General features: G+C 72.2%; 18 protein-coding genes. 6 read left to right on the top strand and 12 right to left on the bottom strand.

Annotated elements, in window-relative coordinates:
* Positions 1-214 precede the first annotated feature (214 nt).
* On the top strand, positions 215-1,180 hold the full coding sequence (locus QQM67_RS11725; RefSeq protein ID WP_314173632.1) for an LCP family protein: 966 nt from the start codon (positions 215-217) through the stop codon (positions 1,178-1,180).
* A 45-nt stretch (positions 1,181-1,225) separates the two neighbouring features.
* Here the strand turns inward: QQM67_RS11725 and QQM67_RS11720 are convergent, their stop codons facing one another.
* Together QQM67_RS11720 and QQM67_RS11715 are read right to left on the bottom strand one after the other, a co-directional pair.
* Positions 1,226-3,004 (bottom strand): IlvD/Edd family dehydratase, encoded by a 1,779-nt coding sequence (locus tag QQM67_RS11720; RefSeq protein ID WP_314173631.1) that lies wholly within the window; start codon positions 3,002-3,004, stop codon positions 1,226-1,228.
* A 76-nt stretch (positions 3,005-3,080) separates the two neighbouring features.
* Positions 3,081-5,498 carry a GH92 family glycosyl hydrolase gene (locus QQM67_RS11715; protein ID WP_399066261.1) on the bottom strand — a complete coding sequence of 806 codons (2,418 nt, stop codon included), beginning with the start codon at positions 5,496-5,498 and terminating at the stop codon, positions 3,081-3,083.
* 156 nt (positions 5,499-5,654) lie between these two features.
* On the opposite strand from QQM67_RS11715, the gene lnt reads away from it, so the two are divergent.
* Complete coding sequence (gene lnt, locus QQM67_RS11710) at positions 5,655-7,247, top strand: apolipoprotein N-acyltransferase (RefSeq protein WP_314173629.1); 1,593 nt, start codon at positions 5,655-5,657, stop codon at positions 7,245-7,247.
* Here the strand turns inward: lnt and QQM67_RS11705 are convergent.
* Positions 7,227-8,624: an FAD-dependent monooxygenase gene (locus QQM67_RS11705; RefSeq protein WP_314173628.1), complete on the bottom strand. Its 1,398-nt coding sequence runs from the start codon at positions 8,622-8,624 to the stop codon at positions 7,227-7,229. The genes lnt and QQM67_RS11705 overlap by 21 nt on opposite strands.
* 113 nt (positions 8,625-8,737) lie before the next feature.
* On the opposite strand from QQM67_RS11705, the gene QQM67_RS11700 reads away from it, so the two are divergent.
* Positions 8,738-9,367 (top strand): TetR/AcrR family transcriptional regulator, encoded by a 630-nt coding sequence (locus QQM67_RS11700; protein ID WP_314173627.1) that lies wholly within the window; start codon positions 8,738-8,740, stop codon positions 9,365-9,367.
* A gap of 47 nt (positions 9,368-9,414) precedes the next feature.
* Here QQM67_RS11700 and QQM67_RS11695 read toward each other — a convergent pair whose 3' ends face one another.
* From QQM67_RS11695 to QQM67_RS11665, 7 genes are all read right to left on the bottom strand, one after another.
* Positions 9,415-9,891 (bottom strand): hypothetical protein, encoded by a 477-nt coding sequence (locus tag QQM67_RS11695; protein WP_399066257.1) that lies wholly within the window; start codon positions 9,889-9,891, stop codon positions 9,415-9,417.
* A 78-nt stretch (positions 9,892-9,969) separates the two neighbouring features.
* Positions 9,970-10,656 (bottom strand): uracil-DNA glycosylase, encoded by a 687-nt coding sequence (locus QQM67_RS11690; RefSeq protein WP_314173783.1) that lies wholly within the window; start codon positions 10,654-10,656, stop codon positions 9,970-9,972.
* 137 nt (positions 10,657-10,793) lie between these two features.
* The gene (locus tag QQM67_RS11685) at positions 10,794-12,386 is read right to left on the bottom strand and encodes an ABC transporter substrate-binding protein (RefSeq protein ID WP_314173626.1); all 1,593 of its coding nucleotides are present in this window, start codon (positions 12,384-12,386) and stop codon (positions 10,794-10,796) included.
* Positions 12,387-12,696: 310 nt separating this feature from the next.
* A complete protein-coding gene (locus tag QQM67_RS11680) occupies positions 12,697-13,467 on the bottom strand; it encodes an SDR family oxidoreductase (RefSeq protein ID WP_314173625.1) in 771 nt (256 codons plus the stop codon).
* Positions 13,468-13,484: 17 nt separating this feature from the next.
* A complete protein-coding gene (gene fabG / locus QQM67_RS11675; RefSeq protein WP_314173624.1) occupies positions 13,485-14,246 on the bottom strand; it encodes a 3-oxoacyl-ACP reductase FabG in 762 nt (253 codons plus the stop codon).
* Positions 14,247-14,356: 110 nt separating this feature from the next.
* Positions 14,357-14,755: a DUF3037 domain-containing protein gene (locus tag QQM67_RS11670; RefSeq protein WP_314173623.1), complete on the bottom strand. Its 399-nt coding sequence runs from the start codon at positions 14,753-14,755 to the stop codon at positions 14,357-14,359.
* Entirely contained in the window at positions 14,752-15,594 is an 843-nt protein-coding gene (locus QQM67_RS11665; RefSeq protein WP_314173622.1) for a HipA family kinase, read from the bottom strand. The genes QQM67_RS11670 and QQM67_RS11665 overlap by 4 nt, the downstream gene beginning before the upstream one ends.
* Before the next feature lie 83 nt (positions 15,595-15,677).
* Here QQM67_RS11665 and QQM67_RS11660 point away from each other — a divergent pair, with 83 nt between their 5' ends.
* Together QQM67_RS11660 and QQM67_RS11655 are read left to right on the top strand one after the other, a co-directional pair.
* Positions 15,678-17,930 (top strand): S9 family peptidase, encoded by a 2,253-nt coding sequence (locus QQM67_RS11660; RefSeq protein WP_314173621.1) that lies wholly within the window; start codon positions 15,678-15,680, stop codon positions 17,928-17,930.
* Between the two features lie 68 nt (positions 17,931-17,998).
* Positions 17,999-18,451: a Rieske (2Fe-2S) protein gene (locus QQM67_RS11655; protein WP_314173620.1), complete on the top strand. Its 453-nt coding sequence runs from the start codon at positions 17,999-18,001 to the stop codon at positions 18,449-18,451.
* Between the two features lie 98 nt (positions 18,452-18,549).
* Here QQM67_RS11655 and QQM67_RS11650 read toward each other — a convergent pair whose 3' ends face one another.
* The gene (locus tag QQM67_RS11650; RefSeq protein WP_314173619.1) at positions 18,550-19,455 is read right to left on the bottom strand and encodes a LysR family transcriptional regulator; all 906 of its coding nucleotides are present in this window, start codon (positions 19,453-19,455) and stop codon (positions 18,550-18,552) included.
* A 74-nt stretch (positions 19,456-19,529) separates the two neighbouring features.
* Here QQM67_RS11650 and QQM67_RS11645 point away from each other — a divergent pair, with 74 nt between their 5' ends.
* Positions 19,530-20,627 (top strand): DMT family transporter, encoded by a 1,098-nt coding sequence (locus tag QQM67_RS11645; protein ID WP_314173618.1) that lies wholly within the window; start codon positions 19,530-19,532, stop codon positions 20,625-20,627.
* Here the strand turns inward: QQM67_RS11645 and QQM67_RS11640 are convergent.
* Positions 20,618-21,949 (bottom strand): aminotransferase class I/II-fold pyridoxal phosphate-dependent enzyme, encoded by a 1,332-nt coding sequence (locus tag QQM67_RS11640; protein WP_314173617.1) that lies wholly within the window; start codon positions 21,947-21,949, stop codon positions 20,618-20,620. The genes QQM67_RS11645 and QQM67_RS11640 overlap by 10 nt on opposite strands.
* Positions 21,950-21,981 lie beyond the last annotated feature (32 nt).

The raw sequence follows: 21,981 nt of genomic DNA, 5'->3' as shown, positions 1-21,981 counted from the left end.
CCCGGTGCCCGCCCCGGGAGCGGGGCAGCGGCCGCACCCCGGCAGACCGGGCGGGCCCGGTGGGCCGGTCGGGCCCGGGGGGCCAGGCGGCCCCGGAGGCCCCGGCGGACCTGCCGGCGGCATGGGGGGCGGGCCTCCCGCCGCCCGCGAGAACAACGCCCGCTTCGGTCCCACTCCCCCGCGCGCACCGCGCCGCCCCAAGCGCCGGAGGCCGATGCGGCGAGCGGCCATCGTGCTGCTCGCGACGATCCTCGTCGGCTCCGGCGGTACCTTCGCGTGGGCCGAGACGAAGCTCCAACGCGACGTGAACCTCGACAAGTTCAGCGGCCGCCCGGCCCCCGGCAAGGGCACCAACTACCTCATCGTCGGGTCCGACAGCCGCGAGGGCCTGTCCGCCGCGGACAGGAAGCAGCTGCACACCGGTGTGTTCGGGGGCCGCCGCACCGACTCGATGATCCTCATGCACAAGGGCGCGCACGGCACGACGATGATGAGCCTCCCGCGCGACTCGTGGGTGACGATCCCGGGGTACAAGCGCCCCTCCACCGGCAAGCGCTCCGAACCCGCGAAGAACAAGCTCAACGCCGCCTTCTCGCTGGGCGGTCCGGAGTTGCTGATCGCCACCATCGAGCACAACACCGGCCTGCGCATCGACCATTACGCGGAGATCGGGTTCGCGGGGTTCGTCAACATCGTCGACGCGGTCGGCGGCGTTCCGATGTGCATCGAGCGGGACATCAAGGACGACGACTCCGGCGCCGATCTGCGCAAGGGCTGCCAGACGCTCAGCGGGGCGCAGGCCCTCGCCTTCGTGCGCCAGCGCCACCAGGAGGCGCAGGGAGACCTCGGGCGTACGCAGAACCAGCAGAAGTTCCTCTCCGCCCTTGCCCGGAAGGCGACTTCGCCGCGCACGATGCTCAACCCGTCCGACATGTACCCGGCGCTCAGCGCCGGTCTGGACACGCTCGTCGTCGACCAGAACATGAGCATGCACGCGCTCACGACCATGTTCCGCTCCGTCCAGGGCGTCACGAAGGGCGGCGGGCAGCAGGTCAACGTGCCTACGGCGGGCGGCATTTCGACGCCGAAGGGCAGTGCGCTGCGCTGGAACACGGTGCAGGCGAACAAGCTGTTCGATCAGCTGAAGAACGACAAGCCGGTGACCGCGCCGCCCAAGTGACCGCGGTGGGCGGCGCGTTGCCGCCCACCCGGCGTCCCCGGCGTCTCAGTGCGAGTGGCGCGGCACCTCGCTCCCGCTGCCGCCGGTCAGGAAGTCCAGATCGGCGCCGCGGTCGGCCTGCATGACGTGGTCGGTGTACAGCTTCGCCCAGCCGCGCCGGGCTCCGCCGGGCCCGCCCCCGTCCGTACCAGCGCCGCTGCCGCTGCCGTCCGCGGACGACGCCGCCGCCTCCGCCTCGGCGCGCGCGGCCAGTTCGGCCTCGTCGACGCACAGGTCCAGCCGCCGCCCGGGAACGTCCAGTTCGACGGTGTCTCCCGTCCGTACGAGCGAGAGCGGGCCGCCCACCGCCGCCTCGGGAGCGACGTGCAGGACGCACGTGCCGTACCCGGTGCCGCTCATCCGCGCATCGCTGACGCGTACGACGTCCTCGATCCCGGCCTCCAGCAGCACTTTCGGCACCGGTACGTTCCCCACCTCGGGGAAGCCGGGATACCCCTTGGGGCCCGCGTTGCGCACCACGATGACGGTGGAGGCGTCGACCGGCAGTTCGGGGTCGTCGGCCGCCGCCGTGTAGTCCTCGATGCGGTCGAAGACGAGCGCGCGCCCGCGGTGGGTGAGCAGTCCGGGGTCGGCCGCGGAGACCTTGAGCACCGCGCCGTCGGGGCACAGGCTGCCGTAGAGCACCGCGGTCCCCGCTCCGGCCGGCATGAACGGCTCCGAAACGGTGCGTATGACCTCGCGGTTGAAGCACTCCGCGCCGGCGATCTCCTCACCGATGGCCCGTCCGGAGACGGTGACGGGCTCCTGGTGCAAAAGTGCGCCCAGTTCACGCATGACGACGGGCAGGCCGCCCGCGTAGTAGAAGTCCTCCATCAGGAAGCGGCCCGAGGGCATCATGTCGGCGAGCACCGGGACTTCGGCGGTCAGTTCGTCGAACTCCCCGAGTTCCAGGGGCACTCCGACCCGTCCGGCCAGCGCCAGCAGATGGACGACGGCGTTCGTCGAGCCTCCGAGCGCCGCGTTCACCCGGATCGCGTTCTCGAACGCCTCGCGCGTGAGCACCTGCGAGGGCCGCAGATCCTCCTCCACGAGCCGGACGGCCTGCCGTCCCGACGCCTGCGCCAGCGCGTACCGCCGCGCGTCGACGGCGGGGATGGCCGCGCCGCCGGACATCTGCATGCCGAGGCTCTCGGCCATGCACGCCATCGTCGAGGCGGTGCCCATCGTCATGCAGTGGCCGCGGCTGCGCGACATGCAGCCCTCGGCCTCGCGGAAGTCCGCCTCGGTGATCTTTCCGGCGCGCATCTCCTCGCTGAGCTTCCACACCGCGGTGCCCGAACCGATGTCCCTGCCGCGGAACTTGCCGTTGAGCATCGGTCCGCCGGTGACCATGATCGAGGGGATGTCGACGCTCGCCGCGCCCATGAGCATGGCGGGCGTCGTCTTGTCGCAGCCGGAGAGCAGCACGACGCCGTCGAGGGGATTCGCCCGCAGGGTCTCCTCGACCTCCATGGCCATCAGGTTGCGGTAGAGCATGGTGGTGGGCCGCATCAGTGGTTCGCCCAGCGACATGGCCGGGAACTCCAGCGGCAGCCCGCCTGCTTCCCACACGCCGCGCTTCACGGCGTCCGCCACCTCGCGCAAGTGGGCGTTGCAGGGGGTGAGTTCGGACCAGCTGTTCCCGATGCCGATGACGGGCCTGCCGTCGAAGACCTCGGGCCCGAATCCCTGGTTGCGCATCCACGAGCGGTGGATGAAGCCGTTGCGGCCCTCTGCCGCGAACCAGGCCGAACTGCGGCGGGCGGCTGCGTCGTTGCTGCTCATGCTCACTCCCTGGTGCTGCTCTCGTCGGCGGCGCCCCCGGGTCAACGACGATCTTGGTGTGCGGCCCACCGCCGGGTCAACGGTCGCGTCCGTCTCCGCCGGTCCCGCCGAGCGGCGGCGGGGCGTCCTGCGCGCCGGTGCCCCACCGCGAGGGCTCGGAGCCGAGCCGGAAGTCCAGCGAGCCGCCGCGCCGTATGTCGTCCGTGCTGATCCAGGTACGGGAGATCTGCGAACCGCCGGCCGACACCGAGCGGATGTAGCGGTCGGTGTCGTCCCCGCGCGGCGCGCGGATGGTGAAGCGGCCCCGCGGATACCACTCGCGGTCGAGGGTGAGCTCCACGCGGTCGAAGGCGGGCGCGCTGAGCCCCCAGGTGTCCGCGCCGGGGGCGACCGGGAAGACTCCCATTGCCGAGAGCACCATCCAGGACGACATCGTGCCCAGGTCGTCGTTGCCGGTGACGCCGTCCGGGGCGTCGGTGAAGCGGCACAGTGCCGCGTCGACGACGTCCGTGGTCTTCCAGGGCGAACCGGTCGAGAGGTAGGTGTACGGGGCGATGAGGTCGTGCTCGTTCTGCGGGTTGTAGTTGTCGGACGTGTAGTAGTCGTACGGGCCGTCGACCCACTCGGCGCTCGCCGGCGTCCGCGGGTCCTCGGCCAGCCGGTCGTAGTCGAAGAAGTCGTCCAGGCGCCGCTCGGCGGCCCCGCGCCCTCCGAGACGCGACACCAGACCCGGCACGTCCTGCGGCACCATCCACATGTACTGCGACGGCGTCCCCTCGTGGAACCCTTCGTTCCCGGCGCGGCCGGTGACCGGGGCGAAGGTGCCGTCCGCCTGCCGGGCGCGGAACGATCCGGTACCGGGGTCGAGGATGTTGCGGTAATTGCGGGAGCGTTCCGCGTAGCGGCCGGCGTCCGCGGTGTGGCCGAGGTCACGCGCCATTCCGGCGAGTGCGGCGTCGGCGACGGCGTACTCGAGGGTGGCGGAGCCGCTGTGCGTGAAGTCCGGACTGCCTGGTTTGGGGCGTTTCCTCTCCGGGTCGTACGGGATGTATCCGTCCTCGATGTACTCCTTGTTGGCCATGCGCCCCAAATAGGGGGAATCGGCGGGAGGTACGCCGTCGGCGTTCTTCTTCAGCGCCCGGTACGCCCGCTCTTCGTTCCCCTTCAGCAGGCCCTGCTGATAGGCGTTGGCGAGGAAGGGCGTGACCGGGTCGCCGGCCATGATGTTCGTCTCCCGCGTCGCGTACCCCCATCGCGGCAGCCAGCCGCCCTGCTCGTCGACGTCCAGCAGCGAGAGCGCCATGTCACGGGACTCGCGGGGCGCGACCAGCGAGAGCAGCTGCGCCTGCGTGCGATAGGTGTCCCACAATGACCAGTTCTGGTAGTAGGTGTGACCCTTCGCGCGGTGGACCCGCTGATCCCAGCCCCGGTAGCGCCGGTCCACGTCCTCCCCGGTGTTGGGGTGCAGCAGCGCCCGGTACAGGGACGAGTAGAAGACGCGGAGACGATCCTCGCTGCCGCCGGAGACCTCGACCCTGCGGAGCCGCTCCTGCCAGGCCCGGCGCGCGGCGTCGCGCGTCTCGTCGAAGGAACGGCCGTCCGCCGCGTCGAGATTGCGGGCGGCGCCCTCGGCGTCGACGTACGACAGGGCCGTCACCGCCTCGACGTCGCGGTCGCCGTCGCGGGTGTCGAACCGGGCGTACGCGCCGCGCCTCCCGCCGCCGGCCGAGGAGTCGCCGCCCTCGGTGATCTGCTCGCCGTCCCACGTGCCGTGGGAGTCGAAGGGCCGGTCGAAGCGCGTGACGGCCCACACGGTGTAGGGCTCGGTCCCCTGGCAGAAGCCGCTTCCGGTGACCTCCGTGGCGATGGTGCGGTCGTCGAGGACGCGCACGCTGCTGCCGGTCACCTTGTGCAGCGCCTGACCGGAGTTGAGCAGGACGTTGGCCTTGCCGGTCCGGGGGAAGGTGTAGCGCTGGTGGCCCGTGTGCGTGCCCGCGGTGAGTTCGGCCGTGGTGCCGCCGTAGTCGTCGAGGGCGACCTTGTACGCCCCGGGCGAGGCGCTCTCGGTCTCGTGGCGGAAGCGGGAGGCGTACTCGTTGTTGTCGGTGCTTTTGATGTCGCCGGTGGTCGGCATGGCCGGCAGGTCACCGCCGATGCCGCATCCCACGCCCGACAGGTGTACGGCGGAGAAGCCGCGTATGCGGTCCTCGTCCCAGTCGTAGCCCGTATTGCTGCCCGTGGTGTCGGGCGAGAGCTGCACTTTCCCGAAGGGGACGGCGGCCCCGGGGAAAGTGTTGCCTTCGTCGCGGGTTCCTGTGAAAGGGTCGACGTACGCGGCCGGGTCCGTCACCGGACCCGCGTGCATCCGCCCTCCCCCGCATGGGGCGTCGGGCGGCGAGGCCCCGACGAGACCCGCACAGAGCGTCGCAGCGGCCAGGCCCAGCAGGGTCTGGATCCGTCTCGCTCGTAGCACCTGGGCCTCCGGCCGGGACATCGTTGTCGAACGGCCCAGGGTTGCGACAGCACCGGCGGCTGTCTATGCCCCAGGTCACAACCGGTCCGTACGGTCCTCCCGGGTGCATGCGCTCTTCTCCGCCGGGGAAGCCCTCCGCACAGTCGCCGGTCCGGTCACGAAGGGTGGAGGCGAGGCATGGCCCCAGGGCGTGAGGGTGTCCCCCGTGCCGCGCGACGGAGACCTCGCTGGGTACGCCCGGTGCTGGCCGCCCCGGCGGGCGCCCTGCCCGCGTTCGCCTTCCCGGCGCCGTCCCTGTGGGGCCTCGCCTGGGTGGCGCTGGTGCCGTGGCTGCTGCTGGTGCGGGGTGCGCCCTCCGGCCGTCAGGCGGCGGTGACGGGCTGGATCGGCGGTGCCGCCTTCATGCTGACGGTGCACCACTGGCTCCTGCCGAGCCTGCACGTCTTCATCTTCATACTGGCCGCCCTGCTGGGGCTGTTGTGGGCGCCGTGGGGGTGGCTCGTGCGGCGGCTGCTGTACGGGCGGCCCGGTCCGGGCCGGCTCGCGGCGGCCGTCGTCCTGGTGCCGTCGGGCTGGCTGATGGTCGAACTGGCCCGTTCCTGGGAGTACTTGGGAGGGCCCTGGGGCCTGCTCGGCGCGAGCCAGTGGCAGACCACCGCGGGGCTGCGGCTGGCGTCGGCCGGCGGGGTGTGGCTGGTCTCCTTCGTCCTGGTCGCCGTGGACACGGCCCTCGCGGGGCTCGTGGCTCTGGCGGTGACGCGTTTCAGCACGGGCGGCCGCGTGGTGCCCTCGGCCGTCGCGGGAGCCGTGGCGCTCGCCGTCTGCGGCGGCGGTGTGGCCGCCGCGTGGGCGTGGGCCCCGGTGCCCCGCGCGGACGGCGAGCAGCGCATCGCCGTCGTCCAGCCCGGAGTGGTCAAGGGCCAGCGCGCCCGGCTGGCGCGCAGCGAGGAGCTGACCCGCGAGCTGGAAGGGCGCCGTCTGGATCTGGTGGTGTGGGGCGAGAGCAGCGTCAGCTTCGACCTGGGTGCCCACCCGCGGCTGCGCGAGCGCCTCGCGCGGCTCTCCTCGCGGGTCGGATCGCGGATCCTGGTCAATGTGGACGCCCGGCGCTCCGACCGGCCCGGCATCTACAAGAGTTCGGTGCTGATCGGGCCGGGCGGCCCGGTCGGGCCCCGCTATGACAAGACGCGCCTGGTGCCCTTCGGCGAGTACGTCCCCGCACGCTCCCTCCTCGGCTGGGCCACGTCGGTGGGCCGCGCGGCGGGAGAGGACCGGATCCGCGGCGACGGTCCCGTGACGATGAGGACCGCCGGCGTGACGTTCGGGCCGCTCATCTGCTTCGAGAGCGCCTTCCCCGACATGAGCCGCCAACTGACGCTCGACGGCGCCCGGTTGATCGTCACCCAGTCCTCCACGTCGTCGTTCCAGCACGGTTGGGCACCCGAGCAGCACGCCTCGCTGGCCGCGCTGCGCGCCGCCGAGACGGGGCGGCCGATGGTGCACGCCACACTCACCGGCGTCAGCGCGGTGTACGGGCCACGGGGCGAGCCCGCGGGCCCGTGGCTCGGTACCGACCGCAGCACCGCGCACGTCTACACGGTGCCGCTCGCCACCGGTACGACGCTCTACGTCCGCGCGGGCGACTGGATCGTGCACGCGGCGGCGGCCGCGCTCGTGCTCTTCGGCGCCGTGGCGGCGGGGCGGGCGCTGAGCGGTCGCAGGCGCGTGAAGAGCAACAGGTCCGAGGTCTCACCCCCGGCGCGCCGCTGACGGGCCGTCCGCGGACGCGCTCTTCCCCCGTCCGCCCGTGAACTCCCCGCCCTCTTCCGGCTCTTCGGACGGCCCGGCGGGCTCGCCGTGACCGGGCGGGCTCCAGTCGGCGATGCCGTCGAGTGCGCGCAGTGCCAGATGCGGCCCCAGCCGGTTGACGGCGGCCATCGCGGCGTCCCGCAACGCGCAAGCGGGCGCCGAGGTCATGGTGACGAACCGTCCGACCCGTACGGCACGCCGCACCACCTCGCTCGTACGCGGCAGCCGGTCGCGCGTATAGGCGGCCAGGGCGTCCGGAACGTCCGCGCGGGGGTGGGCGTGATGGGCCAGGACGACGGCGTCCTCGATCGCCTGGTTGCCTCCCTGGCCGAGAGTCGGATTCATGGCGTGGGCGGCGTCGCCGAGGAGGGCCACCCGCCCGCGGTGGAAGGCGGGCAGCGGCACGGCGGCCTGGTACACGTCGTTGCGCAGGACGTCGCCCGGTTCCGCGGCGTCCAGGATCGCCGGCAGCGGATCGTGCCATGTGCCGAATCGGCGCCGGAGTTCGGCGAGTTCGTCGTCGGGCGCGCGCTCGCCCGCCGGTACGGCCGCGGCGGCGTACGCGTAGATGCGTCCGTCGTGCAGCGGCTGCGTGCCCCACAGCGTGCCGCGGCCCCAGGTCTCATGCGGTACGTAGGCCACTTCGGGTGCCGGGATGACGAGCCGCCAGGCGGTGAACCCCGCGTACCGGGGAGCGGGGCTGTGGGGGAAGAGGGCGGGCCGCGCCGCGGAGTGAACTCCGTCGGCGGCGACGACGAGTTCGGCCTCCCACTCCCGTTCGCCGCCGCGCACCCGCGCAGGGCGGTCCGCGGCTCCGGGGTCGGCGACCTCGGCCACCGCGCCCGTGCGCACCGCGCCCTCGGGCAGCCGGGAGTGGAGCAGCGAGATGAGCGTGGATCTGTGCAGCGCCACGACCGGGCCGCCGAACCGTTCGGCCGCGGCGTCCTGGCTCGTACGGGAGAGCCACCGGCCGGAGGGGGTGCGCAACCCGCCCTCGGCGTTCCACGCGCGCATGGACCGGACGGTGTCGCCGAGGCCGATCATGTCCAGCGCCCGCAGGGAGTTGGGGGTCAGGCCGAGGCCCGCGCCCACGGCCTCGATGGCCGGGGCGCGTTCGAGGACGGTGACCTGCCAGCCGTGCTGGTGCAGCGCGACGGCGGCGGTCAGTCCGCCGATGCCGGCGCCGATGACGAGCGCCCGGGGCTCGTGCCCGGGCGGGGGCTGGGCCGGAGGCTCCGGCCGGGTCAGGTTCCCGGGCTCCGCGTCCACTCCCGCGTCCACTCCCGCATCCGCCTCCGGCTCGGCGCCGGAATCGCGCCCGGACTCGGCTCGCGGCATGGGCGGCCTCCTTCTGCATCGGGTGACCTCCGGCAACGGTCACTACATGTGTAGTCTACTACGCCTGTAGTGCCTGCCTGTCGGCGTCCGCACGGCGTCGTACATTTGCTGCCATGACCGCCCCCCGTTCCTCCACTCCTCCCGCCCGCTCCGAGATGATCGCCGACGCCGCGATCGCCCTCGTCGCCGACCGCGGGCTGCGCGCGCTGACCCACCGGGCCGTCGACGAGGCGGCCGGTCTCCCGCAGGGCTCCACCTCCAACCACGCCCGTACGAGGGCGGCTCTGATCGAGGCGGCGGTGCGGCGCCTGGCGGTGCGGGAGGCGCAGGTGGTCTCGGTCGAGGAGATGCCGAGGGGGGAGGACGCCGACGAGCTCGCGGACGGGCTGGCCCTCGCACTGCACCGCTATCTCACCCGGGACCCCTCGCTCCTCATCGCGCGCTACGAGCTGGCGCTGGAGATCACGCGCCGGCCCGAGCTGCGCGCGATGTACGTGCGCACCGGGACCAGCGCGTTCCGGGAGCCGTTGACGGCGATGCTGAGGCAGGCCGGGTCCGCCGATCCGGAACGGCACACGCTGTCGCTGGTCGCGTGGTGCGACGGCATGCTCTTCTCGTGCACGGCGGGCTCCTACGCCGAGGAGGTGCCCACGCGGCAGCAACTGCGGGAAGGACTCGGCGAGTTGCTGGGCGGAATGCTCGGCGGCTCCCCCGCCGGAGCGACCGGCCGGGGAGCCGTCTGAGGACGCACTCACCGCCCGGCCACCCGCCGGGGTCCGGGCTCAGGAGATCAGCCCGGACCCAGCCGGCTCTCCAGCCTCCCCACGGCGGCCCTGATGCCCGCCCCGTACTCGTCGTCCGCCAGGGAGCCCAGTGCGCCCTGTGCGCGGCGCAGTTCGCGCCGCGCGGCGCCGCTGTCGCCGAGCTTGGCGTGGTCCGCGGCGACGTTCAGATAGAGCGAGGGATACAGGGAGCGCACCGCCAGGGAGTGCTCCCCCCACTCCACCTCCTCCTCGGTCAGCGCGTCTGCCGCGGCCAGGGCGCGCAGGTCCCACTCCAGCTCGGCGCCCGGGTCGTCCTGAGTGTCCGCCATGTAGTGCGCGATGGTGCAGCGGTGGAAGAGGTCGCCCTCGCCCGTCGTCTCGGACCACAGCAACGCCAAGCGGTTGCGGGCCTCCTCGCGGTCTCCGGCGCGGTGGAGCATGATCGCCTGGCCGATCCGGACCATGATCCCGTCCGGGGTCGTCTCCTGCTGCGGCTCGGTCACGCAAGCCTCCTTCACCGGGCGCCGTCTGCGGCTGTCACCTGCACCGACGACGCTAGCCGCAGGCACTGACAATCGCGCTCAGGCGCGTGCGCCGGTCTCCGGGATGCGCCAGTCGACGGGCGTGTGGCCGGCGGCCGCGACTGCCTCGTCGATGCGGCTGAAGGGCCTGGAGCCGAAGAACTTCTTCGCCGAGAGGGGCGAGGGGTGCGCGCCCTGCACCACCGTGTGCCATGCGGTGTCGATCAGCGGGAGCTTCTTTTTCGCGTAGTTCCCCCACAGCACGAAGACCGCCGGAGTCTCCCTGGCCGACACGGCCTTGATCACGGCGTCCGTGAACGTCTCCCAGCCCTTGCCCTTATGGGAGTTGGCCTCTCCGGCCCGCACCGTGAGCACCGCGTTGAGGAGCAGCACGCCCTGCTCGGCCCAGGGCATCAGATAGCCGCTGCCGGGAACGGGATGGCCGAGGTCCTCCCGCATCTCCTTGTAGATGTTGCGCAGCGACGGCGGCGTACGGACGCCGGGCCGCACGGAGAAGCACAGGCCGTGGCCCTGGCCCTCCCCGTGATAGGGATCCTGGCCGAGGATCAGCACCTTCACCCGCTCGTACGGGGTGGCGTGCAGCGCGGCGAAGACCTCGTCGCGCGGCGGGTACACGGGCCCGCGCTCCCGCTCCTGCTCGACGAACTCGGCGAGCTCCTTGAAGTAGGGCTTGCCCGTCTCCTCGCCGAGGACCTGCTCCCAGGACTCCGGCAGCGTGCCCAGCATGTCGCTCAACTCTCGTACCTCCGCGGCGGCTTCGCGTCTCGTCATTGCCGTCACGAAAGGTACCTGCCGGCGCCGACACTCCCCCGGGCCTCACCCTCCGGGCCGGGCCCGTCCGGCGCGTCAGCGAGCGGGCGCGTCTACCAGCTGGACTTCTTGTGCAGCTCCCACAGGCGCGGCAGCGTGGAGGGGTCGAGGACCCACTCGACGCCGGCCACGTCCTTGAGCGACGCCACGTACACCCTGCCCTGCCACAGCGGCAGCAGCCTCGCGTCCTTCGCGATGATCTTCTGGGCCTGGGTGAAGGCGCGGCTGGCCGTCGCGCGGTTGCTCTCCTTGCGCGACTTGGGGAGCAGCTGATCGGTGATCTCGCGGTTGTCGTACGGCGTGCCGAGCGCGTTGTTCTTGCCGACGAAGGGGGCGACGTAGTTGTCGGCGTCCGGGAAGTCGGGGAACCAACCGCGGCCGAAGACCGGGTACTTGCCCTTGCTGTAGCCCTCGACGAACTCGGACCAGGGACGGCCCTCGACAGTGACGTCGAACAGCCCGGACTTGTTCAGCTGCCGCTTGAGCTCGGCGAACGTCTCACCCGTCGTGGAGCCGTAGCGGTCGGTGGTGTACCAGAGCTTCAGCGGCACCTTCTTGTTGATGCCCGCGTCCGTGAGCGTCTTCTTCGCCTTCTCCCGGTCCGGCTCGCCGTACCGGTCGTAGTAGGCGCTCGTGTGGCCGGTGATCCCGCCCGGGACCATCGAGTAGAGCGGGTCGGTCGTGCGGTTGTAGACGTTGCGCACGAGCGCCTTGCGGTCGATCAGCTCGGCGATCGCCTTGCGCACGGAGGCGTTCCCCGCCATCGGGTCCTTGGGATTGAAGACGAGATAGCTGATCTCCGAGCCGAGGAGTTCGGTCAGCTCGATCTGCTGGTCGCCGTTCGCCTGCGCCTTCTGGAAACCGCTGACCTGATCCGGCGTCAGGCCGCGGTATGCGACGTCGATCTTCTTGTCCTTCAGCGCGGTCACCATCTTCTTGGAGTCCTGGAAGTACTCGATGGTGACGACGTCGTTCTTGGGCTTCGCGGGACCGCGGTAGCCGTTGTACCTCGTCAGCTCCGCGCTCTTGCCCTTTGCGTAGGACTTCAGGGAGTACGGCCCGGAACCCACGAGTTTGCTTCCCTTGCGCAGTTTCTTCGCGGGGTAGACCTCAGGGTCGACGATCGCGGTCGCCGGGGTCGCGAGAATGAACGGGAACGTCGCGTCGGATTTCTTCAGATGGAAGACGACGGTGCGCTTGTCCGGAGCCTCGACGCGGTCGAGGCTTCCCATCAGCCCGAGCGGGCCCGACTTCGCCTTGATCGTCATCACGCGGTCGACCGAGTGCTTGACGGCGCGGGAGTCGAGAGGGTTCCCGTTGGAGAATTTCAGTCCGTCCCGCAGCGTGCACCGGTAGACCCGGCTCGCGGAGTCGGTGAAGCCGCAGCGCTTGGCCGCGTCCGGCTCGGGGGAGGAACTGCTGCTGGGGAAGGAGAGGAGCGTCTGGAAGACGTTCTTGTAGAGTTCCCACGATCCGTCCCAGGCAGCCGCCGGATCGAGCGTGCTGGGGGCGCTGGTGGTGCCCGTGACGATCTCGCGGCGCTTCTCCTCGCTGTCGCTGCCCGACATCGAACTGCACCCAGCGACCATGGATGTTGCTATGACAACGGTCGCTGCGATCCTCAGAGATCCGTTCCGGTCGAACACCTGCGCGCTCCTAGTCGGCGGGGCCACTACTGCCGATGCAGTTGCAAAAGGGAAATGCCGTCGGCCGGTCAAATGCGTTGATTGCGTTTCTCACCGTCGTACGAAGTACAACGGTGCCCTACGCGGACCCGCTGGCCGAGAGGCGAGAGAGACCCTACCTCAGCATCCGACCCCGGGAACATGCACTGGTCAACCATTCGTCAATTGCCAACAGGACGCGGAGCATTCCGATGACAGCGGGTGCCGGTCCGACGACGGACCGGCACCCGGAATCCCCTCTGCGGCAGTGCGCGCGGTGCTTCGTTATCCCCTACTCGACTCCGGCGTTGAGCGCGAGCCCGCCGTCGACGACCAGAGTCTGGCCCGTGATCCACGCGGAGTCGGCGGATGTCAGGAAGGCGGCGGCCCCGCCGATGTCCTCGGGCACTCCGAGCCGGTTCATGGGGTAGCGCGCGATGGCGTCCTGCTCACGCCCCTCGTAGAGGGCCGCGGCGAACTTCGTCTTCACCACGGCCGGAGCGATCGCGTTGACCCTGACGACCGGCGCGAACTCGTGCGCCAGCTGCTGTGTGAGATTGATCATCGCCGCCTTGCTCATGCCGTACGCGCCGATGAAAGGCGAGGCCGACATCCCGGCGATGGAGGCGACGTTCACGATCGTGCCGCCGTGATCCCGCTGCCAGGCGGCCCATGTGGCCTGCGCGAAGCCCAGCGCGGAGACCACGTTGGTCTCGAAGACCTTGCGGGCCACTCCGAGGTCCAGTTCGGCTATGGGCCCGAAGACCGGGTTCGTGCCCGCGTTGTTGACGAGGTGGTCGACCCGTCCGTAGGCCTCCATGACCTGCTCGACGGCCGTGCGCCGGTGCTCCTCGTCGTGCGCCTTGCCCGCGACGTACATGGCGCGCTCGGCGCCGAGGGACGCGACGGCCTCCTTGAGGGCGTCCTCGTTGCGTCCCGTGATGCACACCCGGTGCCCGCGGGCGATCAGTGCCTCGGCGACTCCGTAACCGATGCCCCGGCTGCCGCCGGTGACGATCGCGACCTCGCCGCTCTCCTGCGGTTCTGCGTTCTGCTGTGCCATCTTCCGCGACCCTCCCGTCAGTTGAGCGGGCCGCCGGCCACGTACAGGACCTGGCCGGAGACGAACCCGGCCTGCTCACCGCTGAAGAAGGCGATGGCGCCCGCGACGTCCTCGGGCCTGCCGACACGCTGTACGGGGATCTGCGAGGCGGCCGCGGTCTGGAACTCCTCGAAGTCCATGCCGACGCGCTCCGCGGTGGCGGCCGTCATGTCGGTGACGATGAAGCCGGGGGCGACGGCGTTCGCGGTGATGCCGAACTTGCCCAGCTCCTTGGCGAGGGTCTTGGTGAAGCCCTGCATCCCCGCCTTGGCCGCGGAGTAGTTGACCTGCCCGCGGTTGCCGAGCGCCGAGGAGGAGGACAGGTTCACGATGCGCCCGAACCCGGCGTCGACCATGTGCTTCTGACAGGCGCGGGACATCACGAAGGCGCCGCGCAGATGCACGTTCATGACCGTGTCCCAGTCGGCGTCGCTCATCTTGAACAGCAGGTTGTCCCGCAGCACGCCCGCGTTGTTCACGAGCACCGTCGGCGGCCCGAGTTCGTCGACGACCCGGGCGACGGCGGTCTCCACCTGCGCGGAGTCGGAGACGTCGCAGCCCACGGCGATCGCGCGGCCGCCCTCGGCTGTGATCTTCTCGACGGTCTCCTTGCAGGCCGACTCGTCGAGGTCGAGCACGGCTACGGCGCGGCCCTCGGCCGCGAGCCGTACCGCGGTGGCCGCGCCGATGCCCCGCGCCGCACCGGTGACGATCGCGACGCGCTGGTCGGTGGTGGACATGCTGTTCTCCTCGCCCTGATTACGTGGTGAGCAACCGCTTAGTACCTGTGGCAGTCGTGACGCTATGAGGACGGACACCGGCTGTCAACGGGTGCCCCGCCACATGAGATTCACCGCACCAGCAGCTCCAGCAGCCGCTCGGCCTCCGCCTCCGGGTCACAGGTCAGTCCCGTGTGCACCGGCCCGGGCTGCACCACGGTGCTGCGGGGAGCGACGAGCCAGCGGAAACGGCTGCCCGGCGTCTCCCCCGCCGCCTGACCGGCCGCGTCGCCGCCGTCGCAGACGCCCTCGGCCGCGTGCAGCGCCGCGCGCACGCCCTCCAGGTCCGCCCGGGGGTCGAGGGCGCGCAGCCGCTCCTCGTCCAGGTGCGTACGGGCGATCACGACGGATCGGGCGCGGCAGTAGAGGACGACTCCGGCGTTCATCGTCTCGCCGCGCTCGACGCGCGGCACCACTCGCAGCAGCGCGTACTCGAACACGTCGCGCCCGGCGCGCTTCTCGTCGCTCACCGCCGCGCGCTCCTCCTGCTCCGCTGCCCGTGCGGCCACCCTCCGGTCAGCCAGCCCGGCGCCTTCGAGGGGCCGTCCTGGCTCGGCTCGCCCAGCGTGATGCGCTCGGCGAGGCCGGGAAGGCGCGAGGAGAGCGCCGCGACATACGCGCCGCGCAGCTCGCCGGGGTCCGCGAACCCGGGCTCGTCCGTGAGCCACTCGTCGGGGACCTCGTCGGCGCACTCGGCCAGCAGCGAGTCGGTCACCAGCGGCGCCAACTCCGCGCCCGCGGCGGCCACATCGGGGCCGAACGGGGCGAGCACGTGATCGGACGCGTCGTACGGCTTCCCCGAAGCCGCCTGCGCGGAAGGCCAGTTGTGGTGCCAGATCATCGTCGCGCCGTGGTCGATGAGCCACATGTCGCCGTGCCACACCAGCAGATTGGGGTTGCGCCAGGACCGGTCGACGTTGCCGACGAGCGCGTCGAACCACACGACACGCCCCGCCTCGGCGGCGCTCACCCGGAACGCCAGCGGGTCGAGGCCGAGCGAGCCCGGCAGGAAGTCCATGCCGAGGTTGAGGCCGCCGCTCGCCTTCAGCAGCGCCTGGACCTCTTCGTCCGGCTCGCCCAGACCGATCACCGGATCCAGCTGGATGCGGACGAGTTCGGGGACGCGCAGGCCGAGCCGCTGCGCGAGCCTGCCGGCGATGACCTCCGCCACGAGCGTCTTGCGGCCCTGCCCGGCGCCGGTGAACTTCATGACGTACGTGCCGAGATCGTCCGCCTCGACGATCCCGGGCAGCGAACCGCCCTCCCGGAGCGGGGTGACGTAGCGGGTCGCGGTGACTTCGCGCAGCATCGGCCCAGGCTATCCGCCCGCGGGGCAGGGCACCGCGCAATAAACCGGGGCCCCGGCGGCGGGGCCGGTGGCATGGTTCGGCCATGACCAATCCTTCCGGTGCTTCCGGTCCCTCCGGTCCTTTCGGTCCTTCCGGTCCTTCCGGCGCCTCCGGTGTTCCCGTGCCGCCCGGCGCCTCGGGCTCTTCCGCCTCGTCCCGTCCGTCCGGCGCCCTGGACGGGGCCCGCCACGCCTACTCCGAGGAGGCCGTCGCGGCCTTCCCCCGGCAGTACGCCCGCACCCGCCGCTTCTCGCTGGGGGCGGTGCGCCACACGGCGCTCTCACCGGACGGGGAGCGCGTGCTGTTCCTGCGCACGCGCAGCGGCAGCGACCCCGTCGGCGGGCTGTGGATACGGGACTCCGGCGGGGAGCGCCTGCTCGCCGATCCGGACGCCCTGGAGACAGAAGCCGCGCCCGGGGCCGCCGTCACCCCGGAGGAGGCGGCGCGCAAGGAGCGGGACCGCGATCTGTCCACGGGCGTGACCGCCTTCGCCGTGGACGACGCCGCGGAGCTGGCGGTCTTCGCGCTCCGCGGCACGCTGTGGGCGGTGCGCACGCGGGACGGCGCTCCCTTCCCCGTACCGGCGGCCGGCCCCGTCGCGGATCCGCGGCCCTCCCCCGACGGACGGCTCATCGCGTACGTCACCGCCGGGGCGCTGCACGTCGTGCGGACGGACGGCAGCGGCGACCGCCGCCTCGCCGGCCCGGAACAGAGCGAGGAAGGGACGGTGACCTACGGGCTGACCGACCACGTCTCGGATGAGTCCATGGGCCGCAGCCGCGGCTACTGGTGGGCTCCCGACGGCAGCGCGCTGCTCGTGGCCCGCGTCGACTGCGCGGCCGTGCGGCGCCGCTTCCTCGGCGACCCGGCCGACCCCGGCGCCCCGCCGCGCACGCAGCACTATCCGGAGGCCGGGACGCCCAACGCCGACGTCTCCCTCCACCTGGTGCTCGACGGGCCGGCCACCCAAGTGGACTGGGACCGCGGCGCGTTCGAGTACGTGGCCGCGGCGGGCTGGGACGCGCACGGCCCCCTGGCCACCGTGCAGAGCCGCGATCAGCGCACCGTGCTGACCCTGGCGATCGACCCCGGCACCGGAGCCACGCGCGAACTGGCACGGCAGCGCGACGAGAGATGGGTCGAGCTCCTGCCCGGCGCGTACTGCCGCACCGCGTCGGGCGCCCTGGTGACGCCGGCGGAGAGCGACGACACCCGGAGGCTGCGGGTCGGTGAGCGCGTCGTGACGCCGCCGGGCCTGCACGTCTCCCAAGTCCTCGGCACCGAAGGGGAGTCGGTGCTCTTCGCGGCGAGCGACGACCCGCTGGAGACGCATGTGTGGTCCTGGTCCCCGGCCACCGGGTGCGTCCGCGTCAGCGACGGCCCGGGGCTGCACTCGGCCGTGGCGCGCGGCGGCACGACCGTGCTCGACAGCATCACGCCGGACGGACCCCGCGTGAGCGTCCTGCGCGACGGCGAAGCCCCCGGCACCATCGCCACTCTCGTCGAGGAGCCGTCGATCCTGCCCCGCCCGGAACTGCTCGCACTCGGCGAACGGCGGCTGAACAGCGCGCTGTTCCTTCCCAGTTGGTACGAGCCCGGGTACCCCGGCGCCTCCCGGCTGCCGGTGCTTCTCGCCCCGTACAGCGGCCCGGGAATGCGGCTGGTGGTGCGGGCGCGCATCTGGCCGGCGCTCGTCGCGCAGTGGTTCGCGGAGCAGGGTTACGCGGTGCTGGTGACGGACGGGCGGGGCACACCCGCAAGGGGCCCCGCGTGGGAGAAGGCCGTCTGGGGCGACCAGCTCACCCCCGTACTGGAGGACCAGATCGACGCCCTGCACGCCGCCGCAGCGGCACGCCCGTATCTCGATCCCGGCCGGGTCGGCATCCAGGGCTGGTCGTTCGCCGGTGCCCTGGCCACGGCCGCCGTGCTGCGCCACCCGGAGACGTTCCACGTGGCGGTCGCGGGCGCTCCCGCCGTCGACCCGCGGCTGTACGACACGCACTGGAAGGAGCGCTTCCTGGGGCACCCGGAGGAACACCCGGAGAACTACGACCGCTGTACGCCGGTCCTGGAGGCCCATCTGCTGCGGCGTCCGCTGCTGCTGGTGCACGGCACCGCCGACGACAACGTGGCCTTCGCGCATACGCTGCGCATGTCGGCGGCTCTGCTGGCGGCGGGACGGGAGCACTCGGTGCTGCCTCTGCCCGGGCAGTCGCACATCGTAAGCGACCCGGTCACGGCCGAGCGGCTGCTCTCGGCTCAATTGCTTTTTCTTGACAAAGCCCTTCGCGGCTGAAGGGCGCCTGTGCAGGATGCCCAGGGCAGAGGCAATGCGTGCAGTCCCAACAGAACAGGATCTTCTCCATGTCAGCATCGACCACCCGTAGGTCCGTGCTCGCCGCCGCGGGCGCCGCCTCGGCCGCCGTCACTCTCGCCGCCTGCGGCTCCGGCGGCAGTGACAGCTCCGGCAGCGACGAGAACGCCGGCGGCGACGGCGGCAGCGAGGAAGGCGGCGGTGGCGCCAAGGGCGAACTCGGCAAGGCCGCCGACATCCCGGAGGGCGGCGGCAAGGTCTTCAAGGAGCAGAAGGTCGTCGTGACCCGTCCGAGCGGGTCGGAGTACAAGGCCTTCTCGGCGACGTGCACGCACAAGGGCTGCTCCGTCTCCGAGGTCAAGGGCGGCACGATCATCTGCCCGTGCCATGACAGCAAGTTCGACATCTCCGACGGCAGCGTCAAGGGCGGCCCGGCGACCAAGCCGCTGCCTCCGGCCAAGGTCTCCGTCAAGGGCGGCAGCATCCACCTCGCCGAGGGCTGAGCCTCCGCGCACGCGACGCGCACGCGGCTCCGGCGCGAGGGCCGCTGTCGCGACACGGCCCACGGGACCGCGTTACGGCCGGTCGCCCGACGGCCCGGCTACGGCGTGATCTCGCGTGCGGCCTTCTCCAGGGCGGCCACGGCCGCCCGGATCGAGGGCCTGCGGTCGGCGTCCGTCCGCCAGACCGCGTGGATACGTCGCCGCAGGGTGTGGTGTACGGGCACGAGCGCCACACCCTGCGGCACGGGCCCGCGCCCGAGGCGCGGGGTGACCGCGACGCCCATCCCGGCCGCCACCAGGGCCAGTTGGGTGTGGTGCTCCGCCGCCTCGTGCGACAGGCGCGGCTCGATGCCCTCGCCGCGCAGCGTCCGCATCAGCCAGTCGTGGCAGAACTCCCCCTCGGGCCAGGAGATCCACTCCTCGTCCGCGACCTCCGTCAGCTCCACCCTTCGCCGGCCGGCGAGCGGATGGCCGGAGGGCAGCGCGAGATCGATGGGGTCCTCCAGCAGCGGCGCCCTGCTCAGCCCGGCGGGCAGCGACAGCTCTCTGTTGTGCCAGTCCAGGACGAGCGCCAGATCCGTGGTGCCGCGCACCAGCCGCGGCAGCGCCACCTCGGCCTCCGACTCCGTGAGCCGCGGCCGCAGTTGGGGATGCTCGCGCCTCAACTGCGCCAGGGCGGCGGGGAAGAGACCGCGCGCGGCCGTGGGGAACGCGCTCAGCATCAGTTCACCGGCCGCCCGGCCGCGGTGCGCCTCCAGGTCCGCCTGCGCGACCTCCAGCAGGGAGAGGACCTTGCCCGCGTGGTCCGCCAGCAGGCGCCCCGCGTCGGTCAGGCGGATCCCCCGGCCGCTCCGGAACAGCAGTTGCTCCCCCGTCTCCCGCTCCAGCTTCGCCATCTGCTGGGAGATCGCCGACGTGGTGACGTACAGGGCCCCGGCCGCACCGCCCACCGTGCCGTGCACGGAGATCTCGTGCAGCACGCGCAACCGCTCCAGATTGAACATGTAAGCGATGCTACGTCTTCACGTCTACTGATTCTCGCTTGTGCTAAATCATGCGGGACGGGACCGTGGGGCGCATGACCACCTCGCCGCGTCCGTCGGGCGGTGCGCCGCACCCGACGGCTCCCCCGCCCTCAGCACCGCAACCGGCCGGCCCACCGCGCGGACCGGCGGGCGGACCGCCGGATACGGCACCTCCCGCGACGCCTTCGCACCGGCTCGACTGGCGCGTGCGCTTCGCCGCGCTGGCGCTCGTATGGGGCTTCAGCTTCCTGTTCATCAAGGTCGGCACCGAGGCCTTCGCCCCGCTCCAAGTCGCCCTGGGGCGCATGGTGTTCGGCGCGGCGGTGCTCGCCGCCGCCCTCGCGGTGAAGCGCGAGCGGCTGCCCGGCTGCGTACGGATCTGGGCCCATCTGTCCGTCTCCGCGTTCTTCCTCAACACGCTTCCGTACTCGCTCTTCGCGTACGCCGAACTCACCATCTCCTCCGGCCTCGCGGGCATCTGCAACGCCACCAGTCCCCTCTTCGGCATGCTTCTCTCGCTCGCCGCCCTCTCCGAGGACCGCCCCACGCGGCGCAGAGTCGCGGGCCTGGTGGTCGGATTCGGCGGTGTGCTGATCGTGCTGGGCGCGTGGCGCGGCTTCTCCGGACAGGACCCCGCCGGTACGGCCATGGCGCTGGGTGCCGCCGCCAGCTACTCCGTCGGCTGGCTGTACGTACGGCGCAACGTCGCCGGCAGCCCGCACTCGGCACTGTCCATGTCGGGCGGGCAGTTGCTGCTCGGCTCCGCTCAACTGCTCCTGCTGACGGGGCTGTTCACGTCGCTGCCGGCCCGTTTCCCGGTCGTGCCGCTGCTGGCGGTGCTGGCGCTGGGCGCGCTCGGCACGGGGCTCGCCTTCCTGATCCAGTACGGAATCGTGGCCGAAGTCGGCCCGACGACGGGGCAGATGGTCACGTACTTCATCCCCGTCATCGCGACGGCGGCAGGCGTGATCGTGCTCGGCGAGCCCCTCACCTGGAACACTCCGGTGGGAGCGCTGATCGTGCTGCTCGGCGCCGCCCTCACGCAGCTGGCTCCGGCGCGCCGGACGCGCCCCGCGGGCGGGGCGGAGAAGCCCGAACGGCGCCTCGGGCGCGGGAAGTTCCGTTCCCGGCTCCGTACCCCTCAGTCGTAGCGCCGGGCGGCGGCGGGGCGGAGGGCGGCGGCGACCGCGTCGGCGACCTCCTCGGTGCTGTCGGCTGTCAGCGGGGAGACGGTCAGCCGCACTCCGGGCGGCGACGCCATCCGGAAGCGGGCCCCCGGCGCGACGGCCCAGCCCGCGTGCAGGAGGCGTGCGACGACGCCCGTCTCGTCGGGCACGGGGACCCATACGTTCATGCCGCTGCGCCCGTGCGCCTCGACGCCGCGTGCCGCGAGCGCCCGTACGAGTGCGTCCCGCCGCCTCCCGTACGAGCGCGCCACCGCGGCCACGTCGACGGCCCGCGTCTCCCACAGATGCAGCACGGCGTCCTGAAGCAGGTGGCTGACCCAGCCGGGGCCGAGGAGCTGGCGGTCGCGGACCCGGTCGAGGGTGAGGGCGTCGCCGGTGACGACGGCGAGCCGCAGATCCGGCCCGTACGCCTTCGCGGTGGACCGCACGACAGCCCAGCGATCCGTGGGCCCCGCAAGGGTGTTGAGCGCCTGGTCGACGATGCCGTGGCCGTGGTCGTCCTCGATGAGGAGGGTGCGGGGATGTGCGGCGAGCACGTCGCGCAGCAGGCCGGCACGCTCGGCGCTCACCGCGGCGCCCGTGGGATTCTGGGCCCGGGCGGTGACGATCAGGGCGCGGGCCCCCGCGCCGAGGGCGCGGGCGGTCTCTCCGGGCAGCGGGCCCTCGTCGTCGACGGCCACGGGCAGCGTCTTCAGCCCGAGCGCGGGGATCAGATCGAGCAGGCTGCCCCATCCCGGGTCCTCGACGGCGACCGCGTCGCCGGGGCGCAGCTGTGCCGAGAGCACGCGGTCGATGGCGTCGAGCGCCCCGGAGGTCACCGCGACCGGCCCTTCGGGGACACCGTCGTCGTCGAGCCGGCCACGTGCCGCCCGCGCGAACTCCTCGCTCACCGCGGGGTCTCCGTAGAGCGCGCTGCGCCGGGCGGCGTTGGCGGCAGCCGACGCGAGCGCGTCGTGCAGCCCGGGCAGCAGGGCGGTGTCGGGGTTGCCGGTGGAGATGTCCACGCATCCCGCGGGCACGTCGGGACGGATGGCCTCCCGCGAGGTCCCGGCGGGCCGCCCCCGTACGCGGCTGCCGCGGCGGCCCGCCGTCTCGATGACCCCGCGGTCGCGCAGGCTGCGGTAGGCGGCCGCGACGGTGTTCGCGTTGACCCCCAGCTCGTTCGCCAACTCCCGCAGGGGCGGGAGCAGTTGACCGTGCCCGAGGCCGCCGCTGTGCACGCCGCGCTCCACGCTCGCCGCGATCTCGGCTGCGCGCCGCCCTTCGATCCGATATTCTCCTAGCACAAAGGAGATTATGCACTAGTTCAAAAATCAGC

This window comes from Streptomyces winkii (assembly GCF_032248595.1).
Classification (GTDB): domain Bacteria; phylum Actinomycetota; class Actinomycetes; order Streptomycetales; family Streptomycetaceae; genus Streptomyces; species Streptomyces winkii.
Note: the sequence above shows the minus strand (reverse complement) of the source record. Positions and strands in the feature narration are given on the sequence as shown.